Here is a 14,470-nt window from a genome sequence, read left to right as displayed (position 1 = left end):
CGGCATAAACAGGATGAGCCACTGCCGGCAGCAGCACCTTGGGGCCGCCTACTCAGGCATACCATTGCCGAAGAGCACCTCGGAATGGAGCGTCTCGAGCTCGTCTTCAATTTCCCAAAACTCGCGGGAGAGCCATTTCAGGGCCGACTTCATGAAGGCCTTAGTGTCCCTCGCCGGGGCCGCTGTCCGGTACCCGCGCTTCATGGACACGAAGTCGAACGGCTCGCCCGTGTCCGGGTTCTTGACGAACGCGCCGTTGACCCACACGCCATGAACGACGAAGTGGCGGAGCTCAAGCGCTACCTCCAAGCGGTCGACGAGCGCTTTCGGGGCCGTGTCTCGGAGGGCTTTGACGAGACGTGAGCTGGTGTCGTCGTAACCTCTTGCCCGCGTATCCCAGTCGCCCGAGATCGCCTGCAGGAAGGTACCAGCGGCATCCTCGGCCCAGGCCGCCGCCATGACAACCTCACCGATGAGTTGCGGGAGCTCCGGGCTGACCTGCCGCCGGGACATCTGACGGGTGAGTGATTCTGGATCGTTGGCGAGAGCTCCCTTCAGCCGGTGGAGCAGCGCGGTGCCGACGGCAAGCTGCTCGGCCTTGGGTCGCGCCACGAGATCAGGCGGCATTAGCCACTCAACGAGCGCATCGATGAGGACGGGTTCGTCTTCCAAGGCCACGATCCCAATCATGCCAGCGAGCAAGTTCCGAAGTGACATCGGCCCCGCCATAGTCAGCTTCAGGCACGCTCTGACGCCATCCAGGAGAGCCAATCGTCCCATGCACCGAATGCGCCGTCATCCGCGGCGTGGTCAAAGCCGTGCGAATCGATGACCAGGCGAAAGTTGATGCCGACAGCAGTGTCACCGAGGGCCTCCAGCCCGACTATCAACAACTCACAGATGAACAAGGGAGCTGGATCAAGCACATCGTTCGCACTGAAGAAGGCCCTCGCCGCGGGCGGCCACGCACTGACGTACGCACGATCGTCAACGCGGCTTTCTACAAGACCCGCACTGGCATCACGTGGCGCGAGCTCCCAGCAGAGTTCGGGTCATGGCAGACCGCCTTGCGCCGGCACAACCAATTGATCGCGAGCTCCCAGTGGGACGAGATCACCCAAACGCTGGCGGAGGGACCCACTTGAGTGAGGACTTCCGTTTTGAGACAAGCCGACTTTTTGAGTCAGGCACGGGACGCTCTGAGCGACGGCAGGACGCAGATCTGCCCGCTCGACCCGGCAGCTTTTCCGGCGGCCGAGCACTGACCCGAACATCCGCGCACCGCACCCCGTCGAGCAAAACACCTGATGAGAGCCGGTTCCACAGCTGTCCCCCGCTCACGTCGCAATCAGGGAGAAGCAGAAGTCGTGATGCTCTCAAAAGTACGGTCTGACATGCCGTTTCTTAAACATTGAAGCGGAACTCCACGACGTCGCCACAGCTGCCAACCTCTGGCACGACACCGATCTACTCCAGGCGCGCACGACGGACCCCTTCCTTCGGTCGGCTTGACTCGTCATTACCGCAGCACTCGTCGCTCATCGCATGGCTCCTTCGATGTCGCAGCAGCCCGGGACCGTACGCCGGAGGCCGATGCACGGCACGCTCTGGTCGACGGCAAGGGTGACGTCAACCAGAGCGGTGAGCGCGGCGGCGATGTGAGGAGCTGCGGTCTTGTAACGGATCTGCTGACCCTTCGGCCCTGCGACGACGATCCCGCGGCCGCGCAGGCAGGGCGGCTGGTTGGAGACGTTGGTGCGCGCTCCTCGCGGCTCGATGACAGCCTTACGCCGACACGACAACGAGATGCGATTCCTCGGCCTGGATCAGTTCAGTGTCCTCAGGACACTGGAACACCTCGAGGTCGATTCGACTCGTGCCATCAGATGGGCTGTTGTTGCCGTCAGCGTTTTCAACGCGCCCATCCCCGAAATCAGGGAGATCGGTTTCCGGTGATGGCCCGTCGCCGCTGTCGCCATCGACACCGCCAGGACCAGGAGGCGTCGACGCGCTCAAGGCAGTAAGGCCCTGAAGAAGATGACAGAGCCGAACTGCGCCGGGGAGGCTGCCCAACGCTGCATCCTGCGCCGAAACATGCCAGGACCTAGCCGTGCCCGGCGTCGTGCCCTTAGCCCTGAGATGTGCATCAAGCATTGACGCTGGCAGGCACCATGCCCAGTGATTGAACCACGGTTGAAGTTGCACTTCGGGCGGTTCCGACTGCCACCTCGGGAGTATCCCGGACCAACGTCGCCGGGATGCCGCGTCACCTGCTGTCGAACTCGCGTAGCACGCTTGGCACCGTCCCCTGGAGTCAGGATCTGTAGTACAGGCACGCAGCCATGGCATGAACCGATTCGCGGGCTCAGCAGGCAACACGTAGGTGACATTCGCCGCCGTTCCTACGTAGCTGCTCAACTGGGTGCGGGGCACGTCCACGTACCACGGAGCCCCCGTGGCAGTACCAGAAGACAACGTCTTGAGCTCGAACACGATCGATCCAGATGAAACTGTGACCACGTGGTCTGGCGTTCCTGGCCCAGCATTGTTAGCTGGCGAGTAGACCTTTGCCGTTGGCAACGCCGCGAGCACTTCGAAGGCGAAGAGCGAATCGATCGTCCGCTCAGGCAGGATAGTTGGCACTTGCTCAAGATATCTCTACGCGCGCACAGAAGGCCACATGTAGCGCAGCAATCCGGCCGATATAAGCGCGTTCGCCTCGCTACGCTCGCTCAACGACCGCGAAGGGCTCACACGTTGAAGCGGAACTCCACCACGTCGCCGTCCTTCATCACGTAGTCCTTGCCCTCCATGCGCACCTTGCCGGCGGCCTTGGCCTCCGCCATAGAGCCGGCAGCGATCAGGTCTTCGAAGGACACGATCTCCGCCTTGATGAAACCCCGCTGGAAGTCGGTGTGGATCACGCCGGCGGCCTCGGGCGCCGTCGCGCCGACCGGAATCGTCCACGCTCGCGTCTCCTTCGGCCCCGCCGTCAGGTACGTCTGCAGGCCGAGAGTGGAGAAGCCCACGCGGGCCAGCTGGTCCAGCCCGGACTCGTCCTGCCCGGCCATCTCCAGCATCTCGGCGGCCTCCTCCTCGGAGAGCTCCACGAGGTCGGACTCGAGCTTGGCGTCCAGGAACACGGCTTCGGCGGGGGCCACCAGATCGCGCAGCTCCTGCTGCTTGGCCTCATCCCCCAGCACACCCTCGTCCGAGTTGAACACGTAGATGAACGGCTTGGCGGTGAGCAGGCTCAGCTCCCGCAGCCGGTCCATGTCCAGCTTGTCCTTGTCCTTCGCCGCGAAGATCGTCTCGCCCCGCTCCAGCACCGCGAGCGCGGCCTTGAGCGCCTCGAGGTCGGCGGGCTCCTTCTTCTTGCCCTTGACCTCCTTCTCGACGCGCGGGATCGCCTTCTCCACGGTCTGCATGTCCGCGATGATCAGCTCGGTGTTGATGGTCTCCATGTCCGAGGCCGGGTCCACCTTGCCGTCCACGTGGACGACGTCGCCGTCGTCGAACGCGCGCACCACCTGGGCGATCGCGTGGGCCTCGCGGATGTTCGCCAGGAACTGGTTGCCCAGGCCCTCCCCCTCAGAGGCGCCCTTGACGATGCCGGCGATGTCCACGAAGGACACCGTCGCCGGCAGGATGCGCTCGGAGCCGAAGATCTCGGCCAGCTGCGGCAGACGCTCGTCCGGCAGGTTCACCACGCCCACGTTCGGCTCGATCGTCGCGAACGGGTAGTTCGCCGCGAGCACGGTCTGGCGCGTCAGCGCGTTGAACAGGGTCGACTTGCCCACGTTGGGCAGTCCCACGAATCCGATAGTCAAAGCCACAGTCCGGCAGTCTACCGGCGGGCCCGCCGAGGCGGACGCGTCCCGCACCGGCCCCATTCCATGGGCAGAACCAGCAGCCCCGCCCGCTCCGTGGGCAGAAAGCGCGCTCTCCCCCGTTCCGGGGGCAGAACCGGCAGGGTTTTCGCGTCCGGGGGCAAAAACCTTCGCTTTTCCGCCCACGGAACCCAGAGGCCCAGCGGCCACGGGGCCCGCCAGCCCCAGCCCCCACGGAACCCAGAGACTCGCACCGCCCAGCACGCAGCCCCGCCCAGATGACCGATCTGGAGGGTGGTCGGGTCGCCCTGACCCCGATGAGAGGACGCACACCTGTGTCTGCCGAACAGTGGGCGACAGCCGAGACCGCAGGGCCACCGGGTCCGCCCGACGCCGAGGTCCGCGGCACCGTGCGCCTGCGCTCCAACGACTACCGGGACAAGCCGGCCGTGGACCCGCGCTACTTCACCGACCCGGAGGGCCATGACATGGCCGTCGCGGTGGCCGGCATCCGACTGGCCCGGGAGATCGTCTCCCAGCCGGCCATGGCGGAGTGGGTCGGCCGGGAGCTCGCCCCGGGCGAGCAGGCGCAGACGGATGAGCAGATCGCCGACGACGTGCGCCGCACCCACAACACCGTGTATCACCCGGTGGGCTCGGTGCGCATGGGCGCCGACGCCGACGCCGACGCCATGAGCCCGCTCGACGCCCGCCTGCGCGTCAAGGGCGTGACGGGGCTGCGCGTCGCCGACGACTCCGTGATGCCCGAGCACGTGACCGTGAACCCCAACATCACGTGCTTCATGATCGGTGAGAAGGCTGCGCAGCTGATCCTGGCCGACCGCTCCTGACCACCACGCAGATGCGGCGGGCCCCCGCTGGGGCCCGCCGCATCTGCGTTCGGGGAACGGGCCGCGCGCCGGTCACGCCGGCCACGGCTCCGTCAGAGGGCGATCACTCGCCGGAGGCCTCGGCGGCGGAGCCCTCCACGGCCTCACCCTCTACGGCCTCGCCCTCCACCTGGGCGGCGGAGCCGGTGTGCTTGACCTGGATCTTGCGCGGCTTGGCCTGCTCGGCCACCGGGATGGTCAGCAGCAGCACGCCGTCGCTGTAGTCGGCCTCGATCTTGTCCAGGGCCAGGCCCTGGCCGAGGTTGAGCTGGCGGGCGAAGGTGCCGGCCGGACGCTCCTTGGTGAGCCAGCGACGGTCCTCCCCGGCGGGGGCCTCCTTGCGCTCGGCGCGGACGGTGAGCGTGCGCTCCTCGACGTCCACGTCGATCGAGCTCGGGTCCACGCCCGGCAGCTCCACCTCGGCGACGAACACGTCGCCCTCGCGGTAGAGGTTCATGGGCATGGAGGCGGCGCCGGAGGTGCGGGCGAAGCCGGTCATCAGGCGCTCCATCTCGCGGAACGGATCAATGGGACGAGCCATGGTCGATCACTCCTCATGCAGGGCGGGCCGCTCCGGTTGAGCGGCGACTGTCCTGTGCAACGCCGTCCCCCCACGGGGTATTCCACGGAGTTGAGTCAGTCCCGCTCAACCCTGTCCAGGACGGTCCGGAACGCGGCCTCCGCCGTGTCGCCGTAGGGCACGAACAGCACCTCTTCCACGGTGCCGCCCACCTCGTCCGCCATCGCGTGGCAGGTCTCGACGGCGATCCGCGCCGCGTCCTCCATGGGCCAGCCGTAGATCCCCGCGGAGATCGCCGGGAACGCGACCGTCCGGGCGCCGAGCCCGGCCGCCACCTTCAGGGACTCGCGGTAGCACGAGGCGAGGGTGTCGGACTTGTCGATCGTCTTGGCCCACACCGGGCCCACCGTGTGGATGACCCAGCGCGCGGGCAGGCGCCCCGCCGTCGTCGCGACGGCCTGCCCGGCGGGCAGCCCCTCCGGCAGGTCGGTCTCGCGCAGGCGGCGGCACTCGGCCAGGATCTCGGGGCCGCCGCGCCGGTGGATGGCGCCGTCCACGCCTCCGCCGCCGAGCAGGGTGGAGTTGGCGGCGTTGACGACGGCGTCCGCGTGCGTGGCCGTGATGTCCCCGGGGGCGATGGTGAGCTGCATGGGTTCACGCTAGGCGCGGGTGGGCGCCGTCGGACAGGGCCGGTAGCCTCGGCCCCATGAGCACCCCGACGCCCACCGGACCGACCCCCACGCCTCCCGGCGGCGAGCTGCTGCCGCTGATCAGCCTCGCGGTGGAGCACGTGTTCGACACGCTCGGCCGGCAGCCCGTGTTCGCCCCGACGATCCTCGCCGTCGCCGCCGACGGCCAGCGCGGCATGTGGGAGCACCCGGACCTCGAGCCCGAGCAGGCGGCCGCCACGGTCGCGAAGATCAGCCCGCGCCCCACGCGGGCGGTGGCCGTGTTCGACGGCGAGATCGAGACGGCGGACGGGCCCCGCCCGGCCGTCGCGGTGGAGGCCTTCGACGCCGCCGCCCTGGCCTCGACCCGCATGGTCTTCCCCTATCTGCCCGGTGTGGCCGCGGCGGGCATCGCCGCCCGCGTCGACGGCGACCCGCAGGTCGTGGCCAACGGCCCCAACCCGCTCTTCGGCTGAGCCGCCCACCACGACGACGGCGCGCCGCGGCCTACCGTGTCCGTGCGGCCTGCGAGGGTGGGGTCATGGAGATCCTCAGCCTGCTGCTCGCCCTCATCCTCGGACTTGTGCTGGGTGCCCTGGTGGGCGCGTGGCTCATGTGGCGCCGGGCGGCCGGCGGCGGTGAGGAGGCCCGCCGGGCCCAGGCCGAGCTGGCCGCGCTGCGCACCGAGCACCAGGGGACGCGAGAGGAGCTCGCGGCCGCCCGGGCGGAGCAGCGCGCGCTCACGGCCGCGCGCGCCGAGGACGCCGAACGCCAACGCGCGGAGTCCCAGGTGATGTCCACGCTCGCCCCGCTGGGCCAGCGGCTGGCGGCGCTCCAGGAGCAGGTGAGCGTGCTGGAACGGGACCGGGCGTCCCAGTTCGGCCGGCTCGGGGAGCAGCTCCGCGCCGCCGCGGCCACGGACCGGGACCTGCTGAACCAGACCACGTCGCTCATGGCCACCCTCAAGTCCACCTCCGCGCGGGGCCACTGGGGCGAGGCGCAGCTGCGGCGGGTCGTCGAGGCGGCGGGCATGCTCCACCACGTGGACTTCACGGAGCAGGCCACGCTGTCCGGCAGGGACGGCGAGCGCCTCCGCCCGGACCTCGTGGTGTCCCTGCCCGGCGGCAAGGCCATGGCCGTGGACGCCAAGGCCCCCATCGGGGACGCGCTGGCCGCCGAGGCCCTCGCGGATGAGCCCGGCGAGGAGGCGTACGAGCGGCGTCAGGCGCTGGCCGCCCAGCACGCCGCGGCCGTGCGCCGCCACGTGGACCAGCTCTCCGCGAAGTCCTACTGGGCCGGCCTCGAGCACTCCCCCGAGCTGGTCCTGTGCTTCCTGCCCGCCGAGTCACTCCTGGCCGCGGCCCTGGACGCGGACCCCGGGCTGCTGGACCACGCGTTCTCCCGGAACGTCGCGCTCGTCGCCCCCGTCTCCCTCCTGACCGCCCTGAAGTCCGTGGCCTATGCCTGGCGGCAGGACACCCTGGCCGAGAACGCCCACACCGTGGTGGCCAGCGCGAAGGACCTCTACGAGCGCCTCGGCACGCTCGGCACCCACCTGGACCGCATGGGCGGATCCCTCAAGACCGCCGTGGACCGCTACAACCAGCTCGTCGGCAACGTCGAGTCGCGCGTGCTCCCCGCCGCCCGGCGCCTCCGCGACGCCGACCCGGGCCTGGCCCCCACGCCGGACATCCGCACGCTCGAGTCCGCGCCCCGGCCCCTGGCCGCCCCGGAACTGGTCGCGGGCGTGGAGGAGGACGAGCTGCGCCGTCGTCGGGCGGAGTCGGCGCGGGAGGCGTGAGCAGGGCCGGGCGGGTGGGCCGTCGCGGCCCCGACGTCGTCTTTCCGTGTCCCGGGCCACTTGCTACCGTGAAACTCACAGAGAATTGCCAGGCCGCGCCGAGGGCCTGACTTGATGAGGAGGCCCCGTGGAGTCCCGATCGACCCCCCGCCGAGCAACGTCAACGAGCACGTCTCCCGCTTCAACCCCCGGGCGGCCGCCCAGGAGTTCGAACACGAGCTCTCCCCGGGCATGCGTGACGAGCCGCTGCCCGGCGGCGAGAACGTCAAGCGCATCATCGGCCTCGTGGCCGGCCCCCTGCTCGCCGTCGCCCTGTTCCTGCTGATGCCGGGCGACCTCGGCGTCTGGCCCCGCCTCGTCGCCGCCACCGCCGTGCTCATGGCCGTGTGGTGGATGACCGAGGCCCTGCCCATCCCCGCCACCGCCCTGCTGCCGCTCGTGGTCTTCCCGCTCGGCGTGCCCGCCGAGGAGTCCGACGGCGGCATCACCTTCGACGCCGTCGGCGCGAGCTACGGCAACAACATCATCTTCCTGTTCATGGGCGGCTTCATGCTCGCCCTGGCCATGCAGCGCTGGAACCTGCACCGGCGCATCGCGCTCGGCGTCCTGACGTTCATGGGCGCCAGGACCGTGAACCTCGTCCTGGGCTTCATGATCGCCACCGGGTTCATCTCCATGTGGGTGTCCAACACCGCCACCGCCGTGATGATGCTCCCCATCGGCGTGTCCATCCTCGTGCTCGTCCAGCGCTACGGCACGGACGGCGCCCTGACCGGGGACGAGGCAGCGGACCAGGCCGACCGCCCCGCCGCGCCCGCATCCGCGCCCGGCGAGGCCCCCACGCAGGCCGAGATCCGCTCCCTGACGAAGACGAACTTCGGCACCGCGCTCATGCTCGGCATCGCCTACGCCGCGTCCATCGGCTCGCTCGGCACCATCATCGGCACCCCGCCCAACACCCTGCTCGCGGGCCACATGGCCGCCGAGCACGGCGTGGAGATCGGCTTCGGCCAGTGGATGCTGGTCGGCGTGCCGATCGCCGTCGTGCTGCTCTTCGCGTGCTGGTTCCTGCTCACCCGCGTGCTGTTCCGCCCCGAGATCGACGAGGTCCCCGGCGGCCGCGACCTGATCGCCACCGAGCTGGCCCGCCTCGGCCGCATGAGCGCCCCCGAGGCCAAGGTCCTCGCCGTCTTCATCCTCGCCGCGCTGGCCTGGATCACCGTGCCGCTGATCTCCGAGTACGTCCTGGGCCTGGAGTCCCCGCTGCTCTCGGACGCGGCCATCGCCATGGTCGTCGGACTCATCCTGTTCCTCCTGCCGGCCGGCGGCGGGGCCGGGCGCGGCGTGCGCCTGCTCGACTGGGAGGCCGCGAAGGAGCTGCCGTGGGGCGTGCTCCTGCTGTTCGGCGGCGGCCTGGCCCTGTCCGGTCAGTTCTCCAAGTCGGGCCTGTCCACGTGGCTCGGTGAGCAGGTCAAGGGCTTCGGCGACATCCCCGTGTGGGTGCTCGTGGTGATCGCCGCCGTCGGCATCCTGCTGCTGACCGAGATGACCTCGAACACGGCCACCGCGGCCACGTTCCTGCCGGTCGCCTCCGGCGTGGCCCTGGGCACCGGCGTCGCCCCGCTCATGCTGGCCGCGCCCGTCGCCCTCGCCGCGACCTGCGCGTTCATGCTGCCCGTGGCCACCCCGCCGAACGCCATCGCGTACGGCTCCGGCTACGTGACCATCGGCCAGATGGTGAAGGGCGGCGTGTGGCTGAACATCATCGCCGCCGTGCTCATCTCCATCGCGTCGATGACCCTGCTCGTCTGGGTCTTCGGGCTCTGAGTCCCTGACCACCCGCCGGCCCGGACACACCGAGGCCCGCAGACTCGCCGCTACGTCGGCGTCGCGACGGCGAGTCTGCGGGCCTCAGCGAGGAGACGAGGGGCGCGGTCAGGCCTCGGCGTCGCGGCGGCGTCCGCCGAGGGCGCGCCCGTCGTCGCCCACGCGCTTCATCTCGGCGCGCAGCTCCTTGGGCAGGGAGAAGATGATGTCCTCCTCGGCGGTCACCACCTCGTCCACCTGCCCGTAGCCGTACTCGGCCAGCAGCGCGAGCACCTCCTGGACCAGCACCTCGGGCACGGACGCGCCCGAGGACAGGCCCACGGTGGCCACGCCCTCGAACCAGGACTCGTCCACCTGGTTGGCGAAGTCCACGCGCTCGGCGCGGGAGGCCCCGTACTCCGCGGCGACCTCCTTGAGGCGCACCGAGTTCGAGGAGTTCGCCGAGCCCACGATGATCACCAGGTCGCACTCCGGCGAGATCGACTTGATGGCCGCCTGTCGGTTGGAGGTGGCGTAGCAGATGTCGTCCGAGGGCGGGTCCTGCAGGTTCGGGAACCGCTCGCGCAGCACGGAGACGATCTCGAGGGTCTCGTCCACGGAGAGCGTGGTCTGGGAGAGCCAGATCAGGTTGTCCGGGTCCTCCACCTGGACGGTGCGGGCCTCGGCGACGTCGTTGATCACCGTGGTGTGCTCGGGCGCCTCGCCGAACGTTCCCTCGACCTCCTCGTGGCCGTCGTGGCCGATCAGCAGGATCCGCTTGTCCTGCTTGGCGAAGCGCACGGCCTCGCGGTGCACCTTGGTCACGAGCGGGCACGTGGCGTCGATGGTGCGCAGGCTGCGCTGGGCGGCCTCCTCGACGACGGCCGGGGACACGCCATGGGCGGAGAACACGGTCAGGGCACCCTCGGGCACCTCGTCCAGCTCGTCGACGAACACCACGCCGCGCTCGGTCAGGGTGTCCACGACGTGCCGGTTGTGGACGATCTCCTTGCGCACGTACACGGGGGCCCCGTGGTGCTCGAGGGCCTTCTCGACGGCGACGACGGCGCGGTCCACGCCGGCGCAGTAGCCACGGGGGGCGGCCAGCAGCACGCGCTTCTCACCGGACACGGGCGCGGCCGCCTCCACCTCCTCACGGGAGCGACGAACGCGCGGGACCTGCGGCATCCCGAGGCCGACGGCGGACGGGCGGGCGGAGACGGAAGGAGCGGACATGCCCTCCATGCTATCGGCCGGGACGCAGACCGGGCCCGGGCTTCGCCGCGGGCTCAGCGCGACGTGACGTCGGCGGCGGTGTGGGAGCGGCCCACCGCGGGGGGACCGTCCGCCCGGGCGGCACGGACCCGGCCACGCCGAGCGACCCAGAGCTCGGCCAGGGCCAGCAGCAGGCCCGCGGCCAGCACGATCCAGCCCAGGGTGGTCAGGGTCTGGGGGTAGGGGGCGACGGCGGCCGCGAACGCCGGGCGGGCGGCCTCCTCCATCTGCTGGACGAACGCGGCCACCCCGGGGAGGCCCCCTCGGGTGCCGTGAGGTGGACCGCGTCCGGACCCAGGCGGGCGCCGCCGATCAGTCCGCCGGCCAGGGCGACCGCACCCGCCACGGCCACGGCGAGGCCCCGCCGCCCTCGGGGGGCGAGCAGCAGGGCGCCCACGAGCGCCAGCACGGAGGCCGCGGCGGCCCAGCGCCAGTGCGCGGAGGCGTCCACCCAGCGGTGCACGGTGGCCCGGTCCGTGCCGGCCAGGGCGTCGATGCGCGCGTCCATGCGCAGCGCGGTGCTGTCCCGCAGATCCGCGGCGCGGTCGTACAGGGGCGCCAGCAGGGTGTCCGCGGCCCAGTCGCCGACGTCCGCGCCCACGATCCTCTCCAGCAGCGCCTGCCCGGGCAGGTCGAACCGGCCCTCGCGCAGGTCACGTTCGATGTCGCCCAGGGCGGCGGTGATCCCGGACTGCGCGACGGGACCGAACGGGATGGTCACGTCCGCGCCCGAGCCGGGCTCGTCCGCGCCCTGCGGGTCCTCGAGCTGGGCGAGCCAGGCGCGCCGGGCCTCGTCGGCGGTGTCGGACCAGCCCTGCACCACCTGCGGGTCGTCCGCCACGCGCTGGGCCAGCGGGCGCAGCAGGTCCTCGGCCGCCTGGGCCAGCGGGCCCGGCACCTGCTCCGGGACGGCGTCGTGCACGACGTCGTCGATCACCCCCGGCACGGCGGCGCGGACCTCGGGGTCGACGGCGACCTGCTCCGTCACCCCGCGCAGCAGCTCCGGGCGGTGCGTCGCCTCGTCGACGAGGGCGCCGGCCGTCGCGAACACCGCCAGCAGGCCAGCCAGGGCTGCGACGAGGAGGCTGAGGGTGGTGCGCATGGGGTCCTTTCCATTCCGTTCAGACCCCGTCGAGCGTACCGATCCTGGCCGGAGGTTCCCCGGTCTGAGCGCCCCGACCGGGGCGGCGGCCCCGGGGGGACACCGGGGTACCGTCTTGCGCGTCCGGCGAGGGCGGTACGGTGGGCCCGTGCCCGGGCGGACCGGGCGCGGACAGGAGGGACCCGGATGGACCAGCCCGTGACCGAGGGCGCCTCGGCGGCAACGGACGTGCCCGTCTCGGCACCCGCCCGCGCGGGCGAGACCTCCGCTGAGCGGCCGTGGCCCCTGCGCCGGCTCTCCGAGAACCTCAAGGCCCACATCGAGCGTGCCCCCGCCACGTGGATCGAGGGCCAGCTCATCGAGTTCAAGAACAACCGCGGCAACGTCTACATGACCATGCGGGACCTCGAGGAGGAGGTCTCCCTGCCGCTCACCGCCTGGCGGAACGTCGCCATGACCCTGGACGGGACCGTCCAGCAGGGCTCCCGCGTGGTGGCGCGCGTGAAGCCGAACTTCTGGCTCAAGGCCGGGCGCCTGTCCATGAACGTGCAGGAGATGCGCCCGGTCGGCCTCGGCGATCTGCTGGCCCGCGTGGAGCTGCTGCGCCGGGCCCTCGCCGAGGAGGGGCTGACCTCCCCCGCGCGCAAACGGCCCCTGCCCCTGCTCCCCCACCGGATCGGGCTCATCACCGGCCGCGACTCGGACGCGAAGAAGGACGTGCTGCGCAACTCCCTGCTGCGCTGGCCCGCCGCCGAGTTCGAGATCCGTGAGGTCGCCGTGCAGGGCGCCGAGGCCCCTCGGCAGGTGGCCGCCGCGCTCGCCGAGCTCGACGCCGACCCGGCCGTGGACGTCATCGTCATCGCCCGCGGCGGCGGCGCGCTCGAGGAGGTCATCCTGCCGTTCTCGGACGAGGCGTTGGTGCGCGCCGTGGCGGTGGCGCGCACGCCCGTCGTCTCGGCGATCGGCCACGAGGCGGACCGCCCGGTCCTCGACGACGTCGCCGACCTGCGTGCCTCCACCCCCACGGACGCGGCCAAGCGGATCGTCCCGGACGCGGCCCAGGAGGCCGCCGGGCTCGCCGACGCGCGCCTGCGGCTGGCCGCGGCCGTCGAGCGCCGCGTGCGCGCCGAGGCCGAGGGGCTCGCGGCCCTGCGCTCCCGGCCCGTGCTGGCCCGTCCGCACGTGATGGTGGACACCCGGCAGGAGGAGACGGACCGGTGGCGCGAGCGCGGCCGGTCCGCCCTGGGCCACCGGCTCGTCCGCGAGCAGGACGCCCTCACGCAGCTGCGCGCCCGCGTCCGCGCCCTGTCCCCGCAGCGCACCCTGGACCGCGGCTACGCCGTGGTCCAGCACGCCGGACAGGTCGTGCGCGACGCGGACCAGGTCGCCCCGGACGACCGGCTCGACATCCTCGTGGCGGCCGGACGGATCGCCGCGGACGTCGTCGCGACGCATCGGCCCACCCCGACCCCATCCCACGAGAGGACACGACAGGCATGAGTGAGCAGGGCATGGAGCAGACGCAGGACGCGGGCCGCCCGAGCGGCGTGGAGGGCTTCACCTCCGCGGACGTCTCGGACGTGGCCCAGATGAGCTACGAGCAGGCGCGCGCCGAGCTGATGGAGACCGTGGGGCGGCTGGAGACCGGGGGCGCCGGCCTGGAGGAGTCCCTGGCCCTGTGGGAGCGCGGCGAGGCCCTGGCCGACCGCTGCCAGGCCTGGCTCGACGGCGCCCGCGTCCGCCTCGACCAGGTGCGCGGCGAAGCCGCCCCCGACGCCAGCTGACCCCGCCCCCCACTTTCGTTCGGGAAACGGCGGCCTCCGCCACGCTTTCGTTCGAGAAACGGTGGGGGCGGGGGCCATCGGCCCCCGCCCCCACGCGGCTCGCTCCCGACGTCGGTCAGGCGGTCTGGTCCTCGTGCTTGCCCTCGCTCAGCTCCTCCACGAGCTTGGCGTTGAAGGCGTCGAGGTCGTCCGGGGAGCGCGAGGTGGTCAGCCCGTTGTCCACGACGACCTCCTCGTCCACCCACTGGGCGCCCGCGTTCTTCAGGTCAGTCTTCAGGGACGGGTAGCTGGTCAGGCGGCGGCCCTCCACGACGCCGGCCTCGATCAGGGTCCACGGGGCGTGGCAGATGGCCGCCACCGGCTTGTGCTGCTCGAAGAAGGCACGCACGAACGCCTGGGCGTCCTTGTTGATGCGCAGGGCGTCCGCGTTCAGGGTGCCGCCCGGCATCACGAGGCCGTCGAAGTCCTCGGCCTTGGCGTCCTTCACCGTCGTGTTCACCTCGAAGGACTCGCCGTGATCCCAGTCGGACTGCATCGCGGTGATGGTGCCGGACTTCGGCGAGACGAGCACGGGGGTCGCGCCGGCGGCGATCACGGCCTCCCACGGGGAGGTCAGCTCGACCTGCTCGACGCCGTTGGTCGCGAGGAACGCGACGGTCTTGCCGGTCAGCGGGGCGTTCTGGACAGCGTTCTCGGACATGGGTCCACCTTTCGGATCGGATCCGGCACGCCTCTGCGGCGACCGGTGTTCCCCATCAACTCACTGCGGCCCCGGGCCTGGCAAGGTCCGGCCA

At 71.2% G+C, this 14,470-nt stretch carries 14 protein-coding genes and 2 pseudogenes; 7 read left to right on the top strand and 9 right to left on the bottom strand.

Annotated features, from left to right (window positions below):
• Positions 1-48: 48 nt before the first annotated feature.
• Complete coding sequence (locus POD19_RS06695; protein WP_129866848.1) at positions 49-678, bottom strand: hypothetical protein; 630 nt, start codon at positions 676-678, stop codon at positions 49-51.
• A gap of 128 nt (positions 679-806) precedes the next feature.
• On the opposite strand from POD19_RS06695, the gene POD19_RS06690 reads away from it, so the two are divergent.
• Entirely contained in the window at positions 807-1,145 is a 339-nt protein-coding gene (locus tag POD19_RS06690; protein ID WP_240739683.1) for a transposase, read from the top strand.
• A 393-nt stretch (positions 1,146-1,538) separates the two neighbouring features.
• On the opposite strand, the pseudogene POD19_RS06685 reads toward POD19_RS06690, so the two are convergent.
• Positions 1,539-1,760 (bottom strand): annotated as a pseudogene (locus POD19_RS06685) (Cd(II)/Pb(II)-sensing metalloregulatory transcriptional regulator CmtR); the annotation flags it as partial.
• Positions 1,761-2,750: 990 nt separating this feature from the next.
• Positions 2,751-3,836, bottom strand: coding sequence for a redox-regulated ATPase YchF (gene ychF / locus POD19_RS06680; protein WP_100058129.1), 1,086 nt, complete (start codon positions 3,834-3,836; stop codon positions 2,751-2,753).
• 386 nt (positions 3,837-4,222) lie between these two features.
• Between ychF and POD19_RS06675 the strand changes: the two are divergent.
• A pseudogene (locus POD19_RS06675) lies at positions 4,223-4,681 on the top strand (GMC oxidoreductase); the annotation flags it as partial.
• A gap of 103 nt (positions 4,682-4,784) precedes the next feature.
• On the opposite strand, the gene POD19_RS06670 reads toward POD19_RS06675, so the two are convergent.
• Together POD19_RS06670 and POD19_RS06665 are read right to left on the bottom strand one after the other, a co-directional pair.
• Entirely contained in the window at positions 4,785-5,261 is a 477-nt protein-coding gene (locus tag POD19_RS06670) for an Hsp20/alpha crystallin family protein (RefSeq protein ID WP_061867069.1), read from the bottom strand.
• Between the two features lie 95 nt (positions 5,262-5,356).
• Complete coding sequence (locus POD19_RS06665) at positions 5,357-5,890, bottom strand: O-acetyl-ADP-ribose deacetylase (RefSeq protein ID WP_144819105.1); 534 nt, start codon at positions 5,888-5,890, stop codon at positions 5,357-5,359.
• A 56-nt stretch (positions 5,891-5,946) separates the two neighbouring features.
• On the opposite strand from POD19_RS06665, the gene POD19_RS06660 reads away from it, so the two are divergent.
• The 3 genes from POD19_RS06660 to POD19_RS06650 all read left to right on the top strand — a co-directional run bounded on the left by POD19_RS06660 (position 5,947) and on the right by POD19_RS06650 (position 9,536).
• Entirely contained in the window at positions 5,947-6,384 is a 438-nt protein-coding gene (locus tag POD19_RS06660; RefSeq protein ID WP_095694819.1) for a hypothetical protein, read from the top strand.
• Positions 6,385-6,449: 65 nt separating this feature from the next.
• Positions 6,450-7,709 (top strand): DNA recombination protein RmuC, encoded by a 1,260-nt coding sequence (rmuC, locus tag POD19_RS06655; RefSeq protein WP_136940217.1) that lies wholly within the window; start codon positions 6,450-6,452, stop codon positions 7,707-7,709.
• Between the two features lie 114 nt (positions 7,710-7,823).
• Positions 7,824-9,536, top strand: coding sequence for an SLC13 family permease (locus tag POD19_RS06650; RefSeq protein WP_340309388.1), 1,713 nt, complete (start codon positions 7,824-7,826; stop codon positions 9,534-9,536).
• A gap of 108 nt (positions 9,537-9,644) precedes the next feature.
• Here the strand turns inward: POD19_RS06650 and POD19_RS06645 are convergent, their stop codons facing one another.
• Genes POD19_RS06645 through POD19_RS06635 form a run of 3 tightly spaced genes read right to left on the bottom strand, consistent with a single transcriptional unit; the run spans position 9,645 to position 11,892 of the window.
• Positions 9,645-10,751, bottom strand: a complete 1,107-nt coding sequence (locus POD19_RS06645) for a 4-hydroxy-3-methylbut-2-enyl diphosphate reductase (protein ID WP_144819109.1) — start codon at positions 10,749-10,751, stop codon at positions 9,645-9,647.
• A gap of 53 nt (positions 10,752-10,804) precedes the next feature.
• Positions 10,805-11,038: a hypothetical protein gene (locus POD19_RS06640; RefSeq protein ID WP_340309387.1), complete on the bottom strand. Its 234-nt coding sequence runs from the start codon at positions 11,036-11,038 to the stop codon at positions 10,805-10,807.
• A complete protein-coding gene (locus POD19_RS06635; protein ID WP_340309386.1) occupies positions 10,957-11,892 on the bottom strand; it encodes a hypothetical protein in 936 nt (311 codons plus the stop codon). The genes POD19_RS06640 and POD19_RS06635 overlap by 82 nt, the downstream gene beginning before the upstream one ends.
• A gap of 186 nt (positions 11,893-12,078) precedes the next feature.
• Here POD19_RS06635 and xseA point away from each other — a divergent pair, with 186 nt between their 5' ends.
• Both xseA and POD19_RS06625 read left to right on the top strand, forming a co-directional pair.
• Complete coding sequence (gene xseA, locus POD19_RS06630; RefSeq protein WP_144819113.1) at positions 12,079-13,392, top strand: exodeoxyribonuclease VII large subunit; 1,314 nt, start codon at positions 12,079-12,081, stop codon at positions 13,390-13,392.
• Positions 13,389-13,676: an exodeoxyribonuclease VII small subunit gene (locus POD19_RS06625; RefSeq protein WP_129867339.1), complete on the top strand. Its 288-nt coding sequence runs from the start codon at positions 13,389-13,391 to the stop codon at positions 13,674-13,676. The genes xseA and POD19_RS06625 overlap by 4 nt, the downstream gene beginning before the upstream one ends.
• Positions 13,677-13,791: 115 nt before the next feature.
• Here the strand turns inward: POD19_RS06625 and POD19_RS06620 are convergent, their stop codons facing one another.
• A complete protein-coding gene (locus POD19_RS06620; RefSeq protein ID WP_100058491.1) occupies positions 13,792-14,376 on the bottom strand; it encodes a type 1 glutamine amidotransferase domain-containing protein in 585 nt (194 codons plus the stop codon).
• Positions 14,377-14,470: the final 94 nt, after the last annotated feature.

The sequence above is a fragment of the Micrococcus sp. GPGPB33 genome (genome assembly GCF_037853785.1).
Taxonomy (GTDB): Bacteria; Actinomycetota; Actinomycetes; order Actinomycetales; family Micrococcaceae; genus Micrococcus; species Micrococcus luteus.
This window is presented reverse-complemented; position numbering and strand designations above follow the sequence as displayed.